This window comes from Streptomyces sp. NPDC047117, assembly GCF_040643545.1.
Lineage (GTDB): Bacteria > Actinomycetota > Actinomycetes > Streptomycetales > Streptomycetaceae > Streptomyces.
Map to the genome: position 1 here is coordinate 21,548 of NZ_JBEYUN010000012.1, position 16,783 is coordinate 38,330.

Annotated in this window: 16 protein-coding genes; 9 read left to right on the top strand and 7 right to left on the bottom strand. The window is 71.1% G+C overall.

The annotated features are described in order from the left end of the window. The first annotated feature begins 12 nt into the window (after nucleotides 1-12). A complete protein-coding gene (locus ABZ840_RS23070; protein WP_361561987.1) occupies nucleotides 13-990 on the top strand; it encodes a hypothetical protein in 978 nt (325 codons plus the stop codon). Between the two features lie 122 nt (nucleotides 991-1,112). On the opposite strand, the gene ABZ840_RS23075 is transcribed toward ABZ840_RS23070, so the two are convergent. After that, on the bottom strand, nucleotides 1,113-1,496 hold the full coding sequence (locus tag ABZ840_RS23075; protein WP_361561988.1) for a MarR family transcriptional regulator: 384 nt from the start codon (nucleotides 1,494-1,496) through the stop codon (nucleotides 1,113-1,115). A 553-nt stretch (nucleotides 1,497-2,049) separates the two neighbouring features. Between ABZ840_RS23075 and ABZ840_RS23080 the strand changes: the two genes are divergently transcribed. The 7 genes from ABZ840_RS23080 (at nucleotide 2,050) to ABZ840_RS23110 (ending at nucleotide 7,058) form a co-directional block, all read left to right on the top strand. Beyond that, nucleotides 2,050-2,265: a hypothetical protein gene (locus ABZ840_RS23080; protein WP_361561989.1), complete on the top strand. Its 216-nt coding sequence runs from the start codon at nucleotides 2,050-2,052 to the stop codon at nucleotides 2,263-2,265. 280 nt (nucleotides 2,266-2,545) lie between these two features. After that, entirely contained in the window at nucleotides 2,546-3,370 is an 825-nt protein-coding gene (locus tag ABZ840_RS23085) for a HipA family kinase (RefSeq protein ID WP_361561990.1), read from the top strand. Next, entirely contained in the window at nucleotides 3,367-3,762 is a 396-nt protein-coding gene (locus tag ABZ840_RS23090; protein ID WP_361561991.1) for a DUF3037 domain-containing protein, read from the top strand. Before ABZ840_RS23085 ends, ABZ840_RS23090 begins: the two co-directional genes overlap by 4 nt. A 210-nt stretch (nucleotides 3,763-3,972) precedes the next feature. Next, nucleotides 3,973-4,734 (top strand): 3-oxoacyl-ACP reductase FabG, encoded by a 762-nt coding sequence (gene fabG / locus ABZ840_RS23095; RefSeq protein WP_223736559.1) that lies wholly within the window; start codon nucleotides 3,973-3,975, stop codon nucleotides 4,732-4,734. Nucleotides 4,735-4,804: 70 nt separating this feature from the next. Continuing rightward, entirely contained in the window at nucleotides 4,805-5,557 is a 753-nt protein-coding gene (locus ABZ840_RS23100) for an SDR family oxidoreductase (protein WP_361561992.1), read from the top strand. Between the two features lie 159 nt (nucleotides 5,558-5,716). Then, complete coding sequence (locus ABZ840_RS23105; protein ID WP_361561993.1) at nucleotides 5,717-6,394, top strand: uracil-DNA glycosylase; 678 nt, start codon at nucleotides 5,717-5,719, stop codon at nucleotides 6,392-6,394. Nucleotides 6,395-6,593: 199 nt separating this feature from the next. Then, on the top strand, nucleotides 6,594-7,058 hold the full coding sequence (locus tag ABZ840_RS23110; protein ID WP_361561994.1) for a hypothetical protein: 465 nt from the start codon (nucleotides 6,594-6,596) through the stop codon (nucleotides 7,056-7,058). Nucleotides 7,059-7,148: 90 nt separating this feature from the next. On the opposite strand, the gene ABZ840_RS23115 is transcribed toward ABZ840_RS23110, so the two are convergent. Then, on the bottom strand, nucleotides 7,149-7,664 hold the full coding sequence (locus ABZ840_RS23115) for a DinB family protein (protein WP_361561995.1): 516 nt from the start codon (nucleotides 7,662-7,664) through the stop codon (nucleotides 7,149-7,151). Between the two features lie 277 nt (nucleotides 7,665-7,941). Here ABZ840_RS23115 and ABZ840_RS23120 point away from each other — a divergent pair, with 277 nt between their 5' ends. Next, on the top strand, nucleotides 7,942-8,847 hold the full coding sequence (locus ABZ840_RS23120; RefSeq protein WP_361561996.1) for a Gfo/Idh/MocA family oxidoreductase: 906 nt from the start codon (nucleotides 7,942-7,944) through the stop codon (nucleotides 8,845-8,847). 38 nt (nucleotides 8,848-8,885) lie between these two features. On the opposite strand, the gene lnt is transcribed toward ABZ840_RS23120, so the two are convergent. From lnt to ABZ840_RS23145, 5 genes are all read right to left on the bottom strand, one after another. Next, nucleotides 8,886-10,472: an apolipoprotein N-acyltransferase gene (gene lnt / locus ABZ840_RS23125; protein WP_361562180.1), complete on the bottom strand. Its 1,587-nt coding sequence runs from the start codon at nucleotides 10,470-10,472 to the stop codon at nucleotides 8,886-8,888. A gap of 187 nt (nucleotides 10,473-10,659) precedes the next feature. Beyond that, nucleotides 10,660-11,175: a nuclear transport factor 2 family protein gene (locus tag ABZ840_RS23130; protein ID WP_361561997.1), complete on the bottom strand. Its 516-nt coding sequence runs from the start codon at nucleotides 11,173-11,175 to the stop codon at nucleotides 10,660-10,662. A gap of 96 nt (nucleotides 11,176-11,271) precedes the next feature. Then, nucleotides 11,272-13,161 carry an ABC transporter ATP-binding protein gene (locus ABZ840_RS23135; RefSeq protein WP_361561998.1) on the bottom strand — a complete coding sequence of 630 codons (1,890 nt, stop codon included), beginning with the start codon at nucleotides 13,159-13,161 and terminating at the stop codon, nucleotides 11,272-11,274. 70 nt (nucleotides 13,162-13,231) lie between these two features. Then, complete coding sequence (locus ABZ840_RS23140) at nucleotides 13,232-14,536, bottom strand: MFS transporter (protein ID WP_361561999.1); 1,305 nt, start codon at nucleotides 14,534-14,536, stop codon at nucleotides 13,232-13,234. A gap of 173 nt (nucleotides 14,537-14,709) precedes the next feature. Further along, nucleotides 14,710-16,707, bottom strand: a complete 1,998-nt coding sequence (locus ABZ840_RS23145) for a heavy metal translocating P-type ATPase (protein WP_361562000.1) — start codon at nucleotides 16,705-16,707, stop codon at nucleotides 14,710-14,712. Between the last annotated feature and the right edge of the window lie 76 nt (nucleotides 16,708-16,783).

Below are 16,783 nucleotides of genomic sequence, written 5' to 3' on the forward strand. Positions count from 1 at the left end.
GGGGACAGGTCGATGATGAGGAAAGTTCGTGGGCGCTGGTCGCTCGGTCTCGGGCTCGGCGTCGCTGCTCTACTCGGGCTCGCGCCGTTGGTCTCGGCCAGCGGCGCGGCCCGTTCCGATGCGGCGGAGCCGGTCGAGTCGAGCAGCTTGCCGGCTCTGACGTCGTTCAACAAGGTCTCGCTCGGCGATGGCTTCGTCGAGACCTTGTACGCCGCCGACGCCGCCAGGCATCCGAAGGTGATTGCTGTCCGAGTCGACGCAGCGGCCATGAAGTCGCTGCCGTCGGCGCCGAGCCATGACGGCCAGACGTGCTTCGACAAGGACGGCGACGGCATCAACCTTGAGACGGACTGTGCGAGTGGCCACGAGCGTGATCTGTGGCTCCCGAAGCTCAACGGTCTGCCGTTCAAGTGGCTGATGTTCAACTGGCAGATGCACGGTCACGGTCCCACGCATGTTTTCGACAAGCCGCACTTCGACCTGCACTTCTTCATCCAGGATTTCGCGGCCCGTAATCAGATACGCACCGGGCCGTGCAATCTCGTCATCAATTGCGATGACGACGCGAAGGCCAAGAAAACCGTGCCGGCACCGTACGCCCCGGAGGGCTGGGGGCTGCCCGGCGCCGCGGGCCGCATGGGGAACCACCTCATCGATCCCAACGCGGCCCCGGCCAACGGTGATCCGTTCACCCAGGCATTCGCCTACGGTACGTGGGACGGGCACATCACTTTCTGGGAGCCGGTACTGAACAAGGACTGGATCGTCGCGACGAAGCCGTCAGCGGCGTGCCGGTCGATACCTCAGACACCGGCGGTGGAGAAGTCGGGGTACTACCCCACCCAGATGTGCACGCGCTACGGCTCAAACGGTGACATGACGTTCACGCTGGAGAAGTTCGTGGAACGGACGGCACCCGCGGGCGCTGAGGCACCCGCGGAGGCCACCGGCACCAGCACGCAGTCGGAAGCGGTGCAGCAGCACCACTGACGACCGGCTTCGTGCAGCATGCCCGTGCGGCTCACTCCGAGTCGCACGGGCACCTGCCGTCTTGTCCCTCCCCGGCCGGCGACGGCCGGGGAGGGGTGAGCGTCCCGGCGGGCCGAGGCCCCTCAGGCTCCCAGCCACCCAACGATGCGCTCAAGCCCGTCGGGCTGCCCCACCTTCTCCAGGGCGTCCTCGACCAAGGCCATGTCGTCTTCGCCGACCTCCGCCGCCCATTCATCGCGCAACTGGTTCAAGATGTCGCCCGACAAAGTGAGCGCCTCCATGCCCCGAGCCGTCAAGCTCACCACGATCTGCCGCTGGTCCCTGGCACTCGCCTTCCGCTGCACATAACCGAGCTTTTCCAGTCCTGCCACCGTCTTGCTGGCGGCCTGCTTGGATACTCCCAGCCGTCGGCCGAGATCGGTGATGCTCCCACCCTGGCTGATCATTTGCATGGCGATGCCGTGCGCCGGACGCAGATCGGGATGCCCCAGGTCGGCGAGGCGCACGTGCAGCTCGTCGATGAGGACACGGAATGCCGTGAGGAGGAGAAAGGGAAGCGCGTTCCCGGGGCGTTGGGGCGGCATATGAGACCTAAGGGGCTACGTTCGCTCGATCACAGAACCTTATCAGTCGGTTGACGAGAGAGAACGATCTGTCAATGCCGCCTTATTGGCTTGTTCACAAACTGATGGCGTTCTTCTGCAGAAGGTCCGCGTACGACTGAGGGGACGGCGACTGTCGAACGCAGTAGCGGAGACACGCGACCAGCGCTGCCTGGCACCAGCGCGACCAACCTCGTGCCCTTCTCAGGAACCACATCCTCACCCCTCCGTGGCCTTGGTGCGAGACTCGGCGGCACCTGGAGCGCCGAGATTACAGGAGGTCTTCGACGCGCATCAGCGCCACCGCCAGCTATCAGAGGAGCGCGGGGTGACCGGTGGCCCACCGGTGTGGCGTACAGGGCAACTCTGCCTCCGACTTGAACAGCTACGAGGTAGAAGCGGTCGTGCGCGACCACCGTCGAGGCGAGTCCCCCGCTGGCGTACAGGAACGGTGGGAGTGTCGGGTGAGGACGTGTCGGGCAAGAAGTTTCGCATTCTGCTGACCTCTTGCTACGGCGATGCTGTCGCCGTGAACACGTGGAACACCTACACATGGAAGTCCGCCCTCGCGAAGGCCGGCATCATCCTGCCGCAGGCTGAAGGGCGAAGCAATGGCAATGGGCTGCTGCGCCCAAGGATGGTTTTCCGCGTGCTGCGGTACATATATGCCTAAGTGATGCTGGAGGCCGGGGAGTCGATGGTTACGCTTGTGCGGTGGCTGGGCCACTCGTTGCCAGCCGTAACGCTGGACCAGTACGCGCGCATCATGCCGGAGGCGGGCAACAGGGGCGGGGCGTCATCGACGCCTTGTTCGGCGATGGGGGAGAGCGGCATCGTCGGTAGCGGCCGACACTCCCCAGATTCTCCTCAGGGGGCAGGGCGGATCGCCGGGTCGGAGGGCGTTGTCGGTCCGTCGTGATTTATGGGGCCAGGCGGGCGGATAGCCTGGGAAAATGCTTACAGAAGTCATTGCGACTCGTTACGTCACACCCTTGCGTGAGGGCGGGTCCCTTCCCGGAATCGTCGAGGGTGATGATTTGGGCACTTATGTCATGAAGTTCACCGGGGCTGGGCAGGGGCGGAAGACGCTGGTTGCCGAGGTGGTGTGCGGGCAGCTCGGGCGGCGGCTGGGGTTGCGGGTGCCGGAGCTGGTGCGGATGCAGCTGGATCCGGTGATCGGGCTGAGCGAGCCTGACCAGGAAGTGCAGGAGCTGCTCAAGGCGAGTGGCGGGCTGAATCTTGGGATGGACTACCTGCCGGGGTCGCTGGGGTTTGATCCGCTTGCCTTTGAGGTGAGTGCGCGCGAGGCCGGGCGTGTGGTGTGGTTCGACGCGCTGATCAATAACGTCGATCGGTCGTGGCGGAATCCGAATCTGCTGGTGTGGCACGGGGAGCTGTGGCTGATCGATCACGGGGCCACGATGATCTGGCACCACAACTGGCCGGGTGCGGAGAAGGCGGCTGTGAAGCCGTACGACGCGTCGGATCATGTGCTGGCCACCTTCGGGCCGGACGTGGTGGCCGCGGCCGAGGAGTTTGCTCCGCTGGTCACCGAGGAGCTGCTGGCCGAGGTCGTGGCGGACGTGCCGGACGAGTGGCTGGTGGACGAGCCGGGGTTCGAGTCGGCCGAGGAAGTGCGGCAGGCGTATGTGCGGACGCTGGCCGCGCGGGCCGCGGTGATCAGCGAGAACATCAAGGTCGGTGAGCGTACGGAGGAGAAGCCTTCGCAGGTGCCGGGCTGGCTGGCCGGCAAGCTTCCGCGGAGGGCAGTGAAGTGAGCGGACTGCACAACGGACGGGACGTTTTCGAGTACGCGCTGCTGCGGGTGGTGCCCAGGGTCGAGCGCGGCGAGATGATCAACGCGGGGGTGGTCGTCTACTGCCACGCGCGGCGCTTCGTGGAGGCGCGTACGCATCTGGACGAGGCGCGGCTGCGGGCGCTGGATCCTTCGGTGGACGTGGAAGGGGTGCGGGCCGCGCTGAGCGCCGTCGAGGGCGTCTGCTGCGGTGGTGAGCGGGCCGGACAGGCGGCGGCGGACGACGTGGGCCGCCGGTTCCGGTGGCTGATCGCGCCGCGCAGCACCATCGTGCAGCCCGGGCCGGTGCACACCGGGCTGACCGCCGATCCGTCCAAGGAGGCGGAGCGGTTGCTGGATCTGCTGGTGCGGTGAGCGTACGGGTGCTGCGCCATGGGGGCGGGTACGGGGCTTCCGTGCCCGCCCTTGTCGTCCGATGTCGCAGGTGAGGTGCGCAACGGCTGGCGGCGGGGCGTTGACAGCGGGTGGCCTGGCTTCTAGCGTCAGCTCTGCTGAAGCGACTAAGCGGTTGCTCACCCGCCTTCCGGGAGCGGTGAGCCGCTTTCGAGGTGAGGAGAACCCCGCATGTCCACCACCGAGCAGCGCGTAGCCATCGTGACGGGTGCCGCCCGCGGTATCGGCGCCGCCACCGCCGTGCGTCTGGCCGCCGAGGGCCGCGCCGTCGCCGTACTCGACCTGGACGAGGCGGCCTGCAAGGACACCGTCGAGAAGATCACCGCGGCCGGCGGCAAGGCCATCGCGGTGGGCTGCGACGTCTCGGACTCGGCACAGGTGGAAGCCGCTGTCGCCCGCGTCGCCGACGAGCTGGGCGCGCCGACCGTACTGGTCAACAACGCGGGTGTGCTCCGCGACAACCTGCTGTTCAAGATGAGCGACAGCGACTGGGACACGGTCATGAACGTGCACCTGCGCGGCGCGTTCCTGATGTCCCGCGCCTGCCAGAAGCACATGGTGGACGCCAAGTTCGGCCGCATCGTGAACCTCTCCTCCAGCTCCGCGCTCGGCAATCGCGGCCAGGTCAACTACTCGGCCGCCAAGGCCGGCCTCCAGGGCTTCACCAAGACGCTCGCCAAGGAGCTCGGCAAGTTCGGCATCACCGCCAACTCCGTCGCGCCCGGCTTCATCGTCACCGACATGACCGCGGCCACCGCCGAGCGGGTCGGCATGGGCTTCGAGGAGTTCCAGGCCGCGGCCGCCACCCAGATCCCGGTCCAGCGCGTCGGCAAGCCCGAGGACATCGCCAACGCCATCGCCTTCTTCACGGGCGAGCAGGCCGGGTTTGTCTCCGGTCAGGTCATGTACGTCGCGGGCGGCCCGCTCAACTGACGCGTACGCAGGTACATCAAAAGGTCAGCCGACGGGACACGGTCAACCGACGCCAGGAGAGCCAAAGAACATGACTGAGCAGGACAACGCCAAGGTCGCCCTCATCACGGGCGCCAGCCGCGGCATCGGGTACGGCGTCGCCGAGGCCGTGCTCGCGCGCGGCCACCGCGCCGTGATCACCGGCCGCAACGAGGACGCCCTCAAGGAGGCCGTCGAGAAGCTCGGCGCCGACCGGGTGATCGGCGTGGCCGGCAAGGCGCACGACGAGGCGCACCAGGCGGCCGCCGTCGAGCGGGCCATGGAAGCCTTCGGGCGGGTCGACTACCTCGTGAACAACGCCGGTACGAACCCGGTGTTCGGGCCGATGGCCGAGATGGACCTCGCGGTCGCGCGCAAGGTGTTCGAGACCAACGTGGTCTCCGCGCTCGGCTTCGCCCAGCAGACGTGGAAGGCGTGGCAGAAGGACAACGGTGGGGCGATCGTCAACATCGCGTCCATCGCGGGCGTCTCCGCCTCGCCCTTCATCGGCGCGTACGGCATGAGCAAGGCCGCGATGATCAACCTCACGCTGCAGCTCGCGCACGAGTTCGCGCCGACGGTGCGGGTCAACTCGATTTCACCTGCCGTGGTCAAGACGAAGTTCGCGGCCGCGCTGTACGAGGACCGCGAGGCGGAGGCGGCGGCGCAGTACCCGATGGCGCGGCTCGGCGTGCCGCAGGACATCGGCGGGGCCGCGGCGTTCCTGCTTTCGGACGACGCGGGCTGGATCACCGGTCAGAACCTCGTCATCGACGGCGGGCGCTTCCTGAACGCGGGGGTCTGAAGCCCGGTCTGGGCTGGCCCCCGGCGGCGGGTGCTGGCGGTGGCGGTGGTCTTCGGGCCGCCGCCACCGGCCGTTTTCCCCCGGCGGACGGCGTTGTCAGTGGTCGCCGGTAGGTTCTTCAGGGAAAGACGCGGAACCCACCCGGAGGTCGTTGACGTGATGCCCGACATGCTGCCCGAATCCTGGCGCGGCGTACTCGGCGAAGAGCTGGCCAAGCCCTATTTCGAGGAGCTGACGGCCTTCGTGGAGGAGGAGCGCGCCCGGGGTCCGGTCTACCCGCCGCGCGAGGAGGTCTTCGCCGCGCTGGACGCCACACCGTACGACCAGGTGAAGGTGCTGGTCCTCGGCCAGGACCCGTACCACGGCGAGGGCCAGGGACACGGCCTGTGCTTCTCGGTGCGGCCCGGCGTCAAGACGCCGCCGTCGCTGCGCAACATCTTCAAGGAGATGCACGAAGAGCTGGGCACCCCGATCCCGGACAACGGCTATCTGATGCCGTGGGCGCAGCAGGGGGTGCTGCTGCTGAACGCGGTGCTGACCGTGCGGGCCGGTGAGGCCAACTCCCACAAGGGCAAGGGGTGGGAGAAGTTCACGGACGCGGTGATCAGGGCGGTCGCGAGCCGGCCCGATCCGGCGGTGTTCGTGCTGTGGGGGAACTACGCCAAGAAGAAGCTGCCGCTGATCGACGGGCAGCGGCATGTGGTCGTGCAGGGGGCGCATCCCTCGCCGCTCTCGGCGAAGAAGTTCTTCGGCTCGCATCCCTTCACGCAGATCAACGACGCGGTCGCCGCTCAGGGGCACACCCCCATCGACTGGCGCATTCCCGACCTGGGCTGAGCGGGGTACGCGGAGGCCGGCCGCCGCGCTTCGGCCGCCTGATGCCGTCTGCCCGTCTGCCCGTCCGGTGCTTCCGGGCCGTCGGTCCGTCCGGACCGTTCGCCGTGCCGGGGGAGCGGGGCGCGGTTAGCGTCGGGGGTGCAGGTGGCCGGGCGGCGTACGGATGCGGGAGAGCGCAGTGGCACAGAGGCGGCAGGGGATGACGGCCGAGCACGCCGTCCTGACCAGGATCGGACAGGCCGTCATGTTGCACCGGGGCGGTGACCGGGAGGAAGCCCGCAGCCGGATGACCCTGTTGTGGCATGAGCTGGGGCCGTCCGCCGACGCGTACCAGCGCTGCGCGCTCGCCCACTATCTTGCCGACACCCAGGACAGCCCCATGGAGGAACTGCGCTGGGACCTGCAGGCGCTGAGCGCGGCTCAGGGGAGCCGGGGGCACGCGGACGCGGGGCGTGCCGAGCTGCGGGCGCTGCTGCCCGCGATCCATCTCGACCTCGCGGCGGATTACGCCCGGCTGGCCCGGCACCCGGAGGCCCGCTGGGAGCTGGGCCGGGCCCGTACCGCGCTGGACGCGCTGGAGGACGACCCGCACCGGCAGGGCATTCGCGCCGCCATCGAGCGCCTTCAGCACCGTCTGGACCGGGCGGGCGGCCCTCGCGCGTAGCGGACCCGCGGGTAGCGGCCCCCGCCGTAGCGGCGGCTCGATCAGCCGCCGGTCAGAAGGCCGGTCAGGTGCTGGTCAGCCAGGTGCCGGTCAGACGCCCGTGTCGCCGTCGAGGCGTTCGCGGAGGAAGTCGGCGTGGCCGTTGTGGCGGGCGTACTCCTCGATCATGTGGAGGTAGATCCACCGCAGCGTCAGCTCCTTGCCCGGCAGCCGGTCGGGCGCCGGCTCGTCCAGGGCGCGGCCCTCTGCGGCCTTCGTGGCCAGCTCCACTTCCGTCTGCCAGGTGGCCAGCGCCTCGGCCGCGGTGTCCTGCTCGCCGAAGTGCCAGTCGCGCTCCCAGTCCTCCTCGTCGCAGTAGATCCACGGGAGGTCCTCGCCGGTCATGATCCGCCGGAACCAGTGCCGCTCCACCTCCGCCATGTGGCGCAGCAGGCCGATCAGGGTCAGTTCCGAGGGCGGCACCGAGGCGGTCCGCAGCTGTTCTTCGGTGAGCCCCGCGCACTTCACGGCCAGGGTGGCGCGGTGGTAGTCCAGCCAGCGCACCGATTGCGTGAGTTCGTCGCCGGTTCCGGTGGGGATGGTGCGTGCTGGATCGGTTGCTGTCATGCCGCCCAGCATGGCTGCTGCGGCGCGTGCCGACCCGGTTTTTCCCGGTTCGGCCATCGCGGCCCGCAATTTTGCGCCAGCCTGCGGGAATGGGGTGCGGCGGACGGCCCGGGCTGCTTGCGGGAGGGGCCGCCCCGGCCACTAGCCCGCACCTCCCACCCGACCGTCCGCAGTAGCCCCGCCCACGCGCCCGCGCCACTCGTCCGGCCGCGTAGGCTCGGACGCGCTCATGACCCCCGGCCCGGTTTCCGGCCCGATACCTCAGAGGTGAAGCACAGTGAAGGTAGGCTGCATCGGCCTCGGTGACATCGCGCGGAAGGCGTACCTTCCGGTGCTCGGGGCACAGCCCGGGGTCGAGTTGCACGTGCAGACCCGCACCCCTGCCACCCTCGAACGGGTCGCCGACACGTTGCACCTGCCCGCCGCACAGCGCCACGGCGACCTGGAGTCGCTGCTCGGCGCCGGGCTGGACGCGGCCTTCGTGCACGCGCCGACCGGGGTGCACCCGGAGATCGTCAGCCGGCTCGTCGACGCGGGCGTTCCCACCTATGTCGACAAGCCGATTTCTTACCATTACGGCGAGAGCGAGCGGATCGTACGCCGTGCGGCGGACCGCGGCGTCAGCCTGGCCGTCGGCTTCAACCGCCGTTACGCGCCCGCGTACGCGCAGTGCCTGGAGCACCCGCGCGAGCTGATCCTGATGCAGAAGAACCGCGTCGGGCTGCCCGAGGACCCGCGCACCCTGGTGCTGGACGACTTCATCCACGTCGTCGACACGCTGCGGTTCCTCGCCCCGGGGACCGTCGACGACGTGCACGTACGGGCGCGCGTCCGGGACGGGCTGATGGAGCACGTGGTGCTGCATCTGGCCGGCGACGGGTTCTCCGCCATCGGCACCATGAACCGGCTCAGCGGCTCGGCCGAGGAGGTCCTCGACGTCTCGGGGCAGGACACCAAGCGGCAGGTCGTCAACCTCGCCGAGGTGATCGACCACAAGGGGCAGCCGAGCGTACGGCGGCGCGGCGACTGGGTGCCGGTCGCCCGGCAGCGTGGCATCGAGCAGGTGGCGCTGGCCTTCCTGGACGCCGTACGGACCGGGAAGCTGCTCACCGCCGAGGACGCGCTCCGTACGCATGAACTCTGCGAACGAGTGATCAGCGAGGCGCTGGCGCAGGCTGCCTAGCGCTCGCCCGAGCCGTCCAGCGCGCGATCAGTGAGTGATCAGCGAGGCGCCGACGCAGACCGCCGCTCAGCGAGTCGCACCGCCGACGGCTTCCGCAGTGCCCGGACACCCTTCCGCAGGGCGTAGACCGCGACCGCGAGGAGGGCCGCGTACAGGGGCCAGTCGCCGAGGCGGACGTACGGGCTGGTGCCCTGGGCGAGGGGGACGTCGTAGACGGCGGCGGTGGCGCGGTCGGTGCCCAGTCGGGGGCCGACCTGCTCGCCGCGCGGGCCGTGCACCGCGCTGACGCCGGTCAGCGTCGCGTGCACCATCGGCCGCCAGGTCTCGGCGGCGCGCAGCGCGGCCAGGGAGGCGTGCTGCGCGGGGGCCCAGCTCTCCTGGAAGGAGGACGTGGCGGACTGGGCGACCAGTACGCCCGCGCCCTGGCGGACCAGCCGGCGGCTCATGTCGGGGAAGGCCGTCTCGAAGCAGACGAGGGGACCGAGGCGCAGGCCCGCGCCGCCCTGCGTGTCCGCCGTCATCACGACCTGGCGGGTGCCCCGGTGCCGGTCCTCCGTGGCGGCCTTGCCGACGCTGGTGGCCCAGCCCAGTATCGAGCGGGCCGGTACGTACTCGCCGAACGGCACCAGGCGCATCTTGTCGTAGCGGTCACCGGTCGGGCCGTCGGGGCCGATCAGCACGGACGACTTGTAGATGCCGGGGCGGTCGGCGCGCCGGGCGTCCACGTTGACCAGCAGGTCGGCGTCCACCTCCCGGGAGAGTGCGGCCAGCCGGGCCCGCAGGTCCGGGCGGCCGCTCAGGTCGGCGCCGACGCTGCTCTCGCCCCAGACGACCAGGTCCACGCCGCGGCCCGCGAGGCGACGGGTGAGCTGCTCGCCCAGCGCGAACCGGGCGTCGGGGCCGACCACGACGCCCGCCTGCACCACCGCGATCCGGGTCGTGCCGACGGGCTGCGGGCGCGGCGTCCACAGCCAGGCGGCGCCCGCCGCGACGGCGATCGTCAGCAGTCCGGCGAGCGCGGTCCGCCACGCGGTCCGGAAAAGCAGCAGGGTCAGCGCGGTGTTGACCGCGACGAGCAGCAGCGTCAGCAGCCAGACGCCGCCGAGGGAGGCGAGCCGCAGCGCCGGCGCCACCTGCCACTGGCTGGCGCCGAAGACGCCCCACGGCCCGCCCAGGTACTCCCAGGAGCGGACCAGTTCGATCAGCAGCCAGCCGGACGGTACGAGGACCAGGGCCGTCGCGCACCGGCCGGGCCCGGGGCCGCGGGCGCCCGCCGGAGTATGCCGACTCCGCAGCAAGTCGCGGACTAGCAGGCCCCAGGGCGCCCAGAGCGCGCCGAGCAGTGCGGCCAGGACGAGGAGGAAGATGTGCAGGCTGGGCAGCAGCCAGTGGTGCACCGCCAGCATGAACGCGGTGCCGCCCAGCCAGCCCTCCAGCGCGGCACGCCGTGGCGTGGCGGCCGTGGCGAGGAGGGCCAGCCAGGGGACGAGCGCGACGTACGCGAGCCACCAGAGGGCGGGCGCGGGGAAGCACAGGGCCGGCAGCGCACCCGCCACCAGCGCGGCGACGGCGCGCCACCAGGGGGAGCCGGGGCTCCCGTCCTCTCGGCCGGCCGGGCGGCGCATACGTGTCCCCTCCAGGGCCTTCAGAACCTTCAGCACCGCTACGGTCGGCCCCCTCTCGGGTCGGACGCCCAGTGTGCGCCACGACGGCGATCAGGCACAGGGGGCGCGGCGGCCGCGTTCAGGAGGAAGCCGCGCGGGGGAGGGGCCTCATTCCTTTGGGAGGGGCCTCGTGCCTTCGGGAGGAGCCTCACGCCTTCTTCGCCGCTCCGATCTGCCGCCATCGCTCGTGGACGACGACCTCGGCCAGGCGCCAGCCGTCGGCGGTGCGGTGGGCGGTGAAGTCGTAGCGGCCCGCGCAGGTGTAGTTCGGCGCGAGTGCGGCGTGGCCGTGCGGGTCCGTGCTGGTCGGGGCGGCGGCGGGCGGCGACGACGGGTCGGCGAGCAGCATCGGGTTGAGGTAGTCGGCCCGTACGGTGGCGGTGTCGCCGGGGGCGCCGTCCCGGGTGTCGAGGGTGATCCGGCGGTTGACGATCAGATGCTGGCGGACGGGGAAGTGGCGCATCATCTCCGCGAGCCAGGCGGCGATCTCCTCCCAGCCGCCCTCTATGCCGCCGGCCGAGCGGTAGTCCGCCCGCCCGTCCTTGGTGAAGAGGTGCCGGTACGCGGCCCAGTCGCCGTCGTCGACGGCGATGGCGTAATCGGTGACGAGGTCGTCGATCGCGAGGCGGTCCATGACGGTCGAGTGTTCAGCGCGCTGAGTCACGCTACGAGTGTTCGGCATCGGCCGGTCGCCGCCAAGAGGCGGGACCGGCCGGTGCTGTCGTTCTTGATCGGATGCCGCCGCCGCCCGGGGCCGCGGTCAGTTCACGACCACCTTCCGCTCGGCGGCCGAGTCGGCGAACTGGGTGCGGTACAGCTCCTCGTAGCGGCCGCCCGCGGCGAGCAGCGCCTCGTGGGTGCCGCGTTCCACGATGCGGCCGTCTTCGAGGACGAGGATGAGGTCGGCGGACCGTACGGTGGACAGCCGGTGGGCGATCACCAGGGAGGTGCGGCCCGCCAGCGCCTCGGCCAGCGCTTCCTGCACCGCCGCCTCGGAGGTGTTGTCCAGGTGGGCGGTGGCCTCGTCCAGGATCACGACCCGGGGACGGGCCAGCAGCAGGCGGGCGATGGTCAGCCGCTGCCGCTCACCGCCGGAGAGCCGGTAGCCGCGTTCCCCGACGACCGTGTCCAGGCCGTCCGGCAGGGAGGCGATCAGCCCGTCGAGCCGGGCCCGGCGCAGTACGTCCCACAGCTCCTCCTCGGCGGCCTCGGGCCGGGCCAGCAGCAGGTTCTCGCGGAGCGAGTCGTGGAAGAGGTGGCCGTCCTGGGTGACCATGCCGAGGGTGTCGCGCAGCGAGGCGGCCGACAGGTCGCGCACGTCCACGCCCCCGATGCGTACGGCGCCCTCGTCCGTGTCGTACAGCCGCGGCAGCAGCTGCGCGATGGTGGACTTGCCGGCGCCGGAGGAGCCGACCAGGGCGACCATCTGGCCGGGCTCGGCGCGGAAGGACACGCCGTGCAGGACGTCGTCGCCGCCCCGGGTGTCCAGCGTCGCGACCTCTTCGAGAGAGGCCAGGGACACCTTGTCGGCGGCCGGGTAGCCGAAGCGTACGTCGTCGAACTCCACGGCCAGCGGGCCGTCGGGGACCGGGCGGGCGTCCGGCTTCTCGCTGATCAGTGGCTTGAGGTCCAGTACTTCGAAGACCCGCTCGAAGCTCACCAGGGCGCTCATGACCTCGACGTGGGCGCCGGAGAGCGCGGTGAGCGGCGCGTAGAGGCGGGTCAGCAGCAGGGCGAGGGAGACGATCGCGCCGGGGCCGAGGCTGCCGCTGAGGGCGAGGTAGCCGCCGAGCCCGTAGACGATGGCCAGCGCGAGTGCGGAGACGAGGGTGAGGGCGGTGACGAAGTACGTCTGCACCATGGCCGTACGGACGCCGATGTCCCGTACCCGGCTCGCCCGTGCGGCGAATTCGGCGGACTCGCGGTCGGGCCGCCCGAACAGCTTGACCAGCGTGGCGCCGGGCGCGGAGAACCGCTCGGTCATCTGGGTGCCCATCGTGGCGTTGTGCGTGGCGGCCTCCCGGCGCAGGCCCGCCAGGCGCCGGCCGACGCGCCGGGCCGGCAGTACGAACACCGGCAGCAGCACGAGGGCGATCAGGGTGATCTGCCACGACAGGGCCATCATCACGACGAGCGTCAGGACCAGGGTGACGATGTTGCCGACGACTTGGGACAGGGTGTCGCTGAACGCCCGTTGCGCGCCGATGACGTCGTTGTTGAGGCGGCTGACCAGGGCGCCGGTGCGGGTACGGGTGAAGAAGGCGACCGGCATGCGCTGGACGTGGTCGTACACGGCCGTCCGCAGGTCCAGGATCAGGCCCTCGCCGATGGTCGCGGACAGCCAGCGGGTCAGCAGGCCGAGGCCCGCCTCGGCGATGGCGATGGCGGCGATCAGCCCGGCGAGGCCGAGCACCAGTCCGGTGGAGGAGCGGTGCTCGATCGCGTCCACGACCTTGCCCGCGAGCAGCGGGGTGGCCACGGCGAGCACGGAGGTGACCGTGCTGAGCAGCAGGAACGCCACCAGATTGCGTCGGTGCGGGCGGGCGAAGGCCGCGATGCGGCGCACCGTCCCGCGCGAGAACGGACGCTTGTCCTGTTGCGCGGTGATAGTGCTGTGCATCGAATGCCAGGCGGCGACTTCCATGTCCATCGCGGACCTCCGGGATGCGGTCATCCGTCGCGGTCGGGACTGACCGGCGACACATCAGGAAGCTATGACCTCAACCAATGTTGAGGTCAATTGCTTCCCTCGAAGACTCAGCAGGAAGAGTGATTCCCCGAGCCTGTCGAGGAGAGGCGGACCGACGGGGCGGGGGCAGCGCTGTGGCGGCCGACAGTACGACCGGGGCCGCGGCAAGGGCGAAGCACACAGGCAGGGGCATGTGCCCGGCCAGCAGCCCGGCAGCAGCCGTTGCCCCCGCCGTGCCGGCGTTGAGGGCGGTGTTTACCCAGGCGCCCGCTTTGGTGCGGGAATCCGGGCCGGCGCACTCGTCGGCGATCAGATACGCCGTCGTGATGGCCGGGGCCACGAACAGTCCGCCCAGCACTGCCCAGAAGATGAGCATGTAGGGATGGGGCGAAAGACCGGTCGCAGCCAGCACGAGACCCAGGGCGATCGCAAGCAACGACAGCCGGACCCTGCTTGAGGCGCGCCACTGCACGGCGCCGTGGACGAGGCCGCCGACGGCGCTGCCGGCGGACAGCGCCGCCAGGACCCAGGGCACCACATGGGAGGCATGGCGTTCATCGGCGAAGGCGATCACCAGGAGATCCAGGGCGCCCAGGCTCACACCCACCCCGGCGGACACGGCAATCGCCTGCCCCAGCCTCGCACCGCCCCCGGATGCCGGGCCCGAGGGAATGTCGTCGGACGGCGCGGCCGACCCCGCGGCGGCCTTCCCTCGGTCTCCCCAGCCGCGGGCCGCCGGTGACGCGGCCAGTGCGAGGGCCCCGGTCAGCACGAGGGCAGCGCTGACGGCAAGACCCACCGACGGCACGGTGACCTGCACCAGAACGCCCACCAGCAGCGGTCCGGTCACGAACAGGAGCTCCTCGGCCACCCCGTCCAGGCTGTACGCGCGCTGCAGCAGCGCCCGGTCGGGAACCAAGGCGCTCCACAACGTCCGCATCACCGGACCGAGCGGTGGCGTACTGGCACCCGCCGTCCCGGCCAGGATGCCCAGGAGGACTCCCGGCGCGCCCGACCATGCGGTCGCGAAGGCCAGCGCGCTCAACAGCACCGTGTAGGCGGCGGCCATGGGAGGCAGCACGCGGCGCGGCCCGTACCGGTCGACCAGACCGGCACGGGCAGGGGAGAGAAACACACTGGTCAACCCGAACACGGCCATGACGCTGCCGGCCACGGCGTAGGAGCCGGTGGCCTCCCTGACCGCCAGAATCAGCGACAGGGAGACCATTCCGTAGGAGAGCCGGCCCAGCAGCGCCGCACCGAAGGTGCGGCAGGCATGGCGGGTCCGCAGCACAGCGGCATACGACGGGGTCACGACAGACGAAGACATGATCATGTTCCTCGGGAGAGACAGCGCCGTACCGGCGGCGCTCGCGCGTGCAGGGGCAGCGAAGGCCGCGTCCGGTGGGACGCGGCAGTGCTGACTCCTATGCACGGAAGAGGAACATGCGGGCGAACGTAGCAGAACAGGGGTGAGAGGGGGACCCCTGCCACGAAAGTGCCGGGTGCTCAGGCCGCCGCGCGCCGCCACGCCGCCGTACGCAGCAGCCGCAGACCGTTCAGGCCCACCAGGACGGTCGAACCTTCGTGCCCCAGTACGCCCAGCGGCAGCGGGAGATGGCCCGCCAGGTCCCAGACCACCAGGCCGCCGATGCACACCGACGCGATGACGAGGTTCTGCTTCACCAGCTGCCGGGCGCGCCGGGAGAGCGCCACCACGGTGGGCACGGCGCCGATCTCGTCCCGGACGACCACCGCGTCGGCGGTCTCCAGCGCCAGGTCCGAGCCGGCCCGGCCCATCGCCACGCCGCTGTCGGCGGCGGCCAGCGCGGGCGCGTCGTTGACCCCGTCACCCACGACGAGCACCCGCTCGCCCTCCTCCTGCCAGGCGCGCACCGCCGCCACCTTGTCCTCGGGCAGCAGCCCGGCGCGTACGTCCGTCATCCCCGACTCCTCGGCGGTACGGGCCGCGGTACGGCCGTTGTCACCGGTCAGCAGGGCGGGCTCGGCGCCGGCCAGCGCACGCAGCCGGGCGACGGCCCGGGGCGCGCCGGGGCGCAGCCGGTCGGCGAGCGCGAGCACCGCGGCGGGTGCGCCGTCGATCAGTACGACGACGGCAGTACGGCCGTCCTCCTCGTACTCCGCGACGGCCTTCCCGGCGGCCGCCGTGCCCCCGGGGTCCGCGGCATCCGTCAGCAGGTCGTCCGTCAGCAGACCAGTGGGGCTGCCGACCTGGACCGTACGGCCCGCCACCGTGGCGCGGACGCCGCGGCCCGGTACGGAGGAGAAGTCCGTCGCGTCCGCCGGGCGCAGACCGCGGTCGCGGGCCGCGGTGACCACCGCGCGTGCGAGCGGGTGTTCGCTGGGGAGTTCGGCAGCGGCGGCCGCCGCCAGCGCCTCGTCCTCGTCGAAGCCGGGCAGCGCCCGGACGGCGGCGACCCGCGGCGTGCCCTCGGTGAGGGTGCCGGTCTTGTCCATCGCGACACGGGTGACCGAGCCCAGCCGCTCCATCGCCACCGCCGACTTCACCAGCACGCCGTGCCGTCCGGCGTTGGCGATGGCCGAGAGCAGCGGCGGCATGGTCGCCAGCACCACCGCGCACGGCGAGGCCACGATCATGAAGGTCATGGCGCGCAGCAGCGTCGGGGTGAGAGCGGCGCCGAAGGCCAGCGGGACGGCGAAGAGCGCGAGGGTGGCCACGACCACGCCGACGGAGTACCGCTGCTCGATCTTCTCGATGAACAGCTGGGTCGGCGCCTTGGTGCCGCTCGCCTCCTCGACCATCGTCACGATGCGGGCGATGACCGACTCGGACGCGTCCGCGTCGACCCGGACGCGCAGCGCGCCGGTGCCGTTGAGGGTGCCGGCGAAGACGGTGTCGCCGCTCCGCTTCTCGGCGGGCAGCGGCTCACCGGTGATGGATGCCTGGTCCACCTCGCTCGCGCCCTCCAGCACGGTGCCGTCGGCCGGCAGCCGCTCGCCGGGGCGCACCAGGACGGTGTCGCCGACCGCCAGCGCGGTGGCGGCCACGGTCTCCTCGCCGTCGGTGGTCAGCCGGACGGCGGTGGACGGAGCGAGGTCCAGCAGGCCGCGTACGGAGTCCTCGGTGCGCCGGGTGGCCAGCGCCTCCAGCGCGCCGGAGACCGCGAAGATCACGATGAGCAGCCCGCCGTCGAGGTACTGGCCGATGGCGGCGGCGCCGATCGCTGCCACAACCATCAACAAGTCGACATCGAGGGTGCGTTCACGCAGTGCCGTCAGGCCCGCCCAGCCCGGTTCCCAGCCGCCCGCCGCGTAGCACACGGCGTACAGCGGGCCCCATGCCCAGGCGGGGGCGCCCGCGAGGTCGAGCGGGAAGGCGATAAGGAAGGCGAGTGCGGAGAGTGCGGCCCAGCGGACCTCGGGCAGCGCGAAGAGCCGGGTGCGGCGGGGGAGGGCCGCGGGGGCCGGTGGCGCCGGAGCGGTGGCCGCGGTGGCCGTGTGCTCGTCGGCCAGCGTGGGAGCCATGGGAGACACCTCGGGAGCGGAGACGTGCCCGGGCGGGACCCGGGGGCACGAGGGTGCGGACGGGGACGGGGAGACA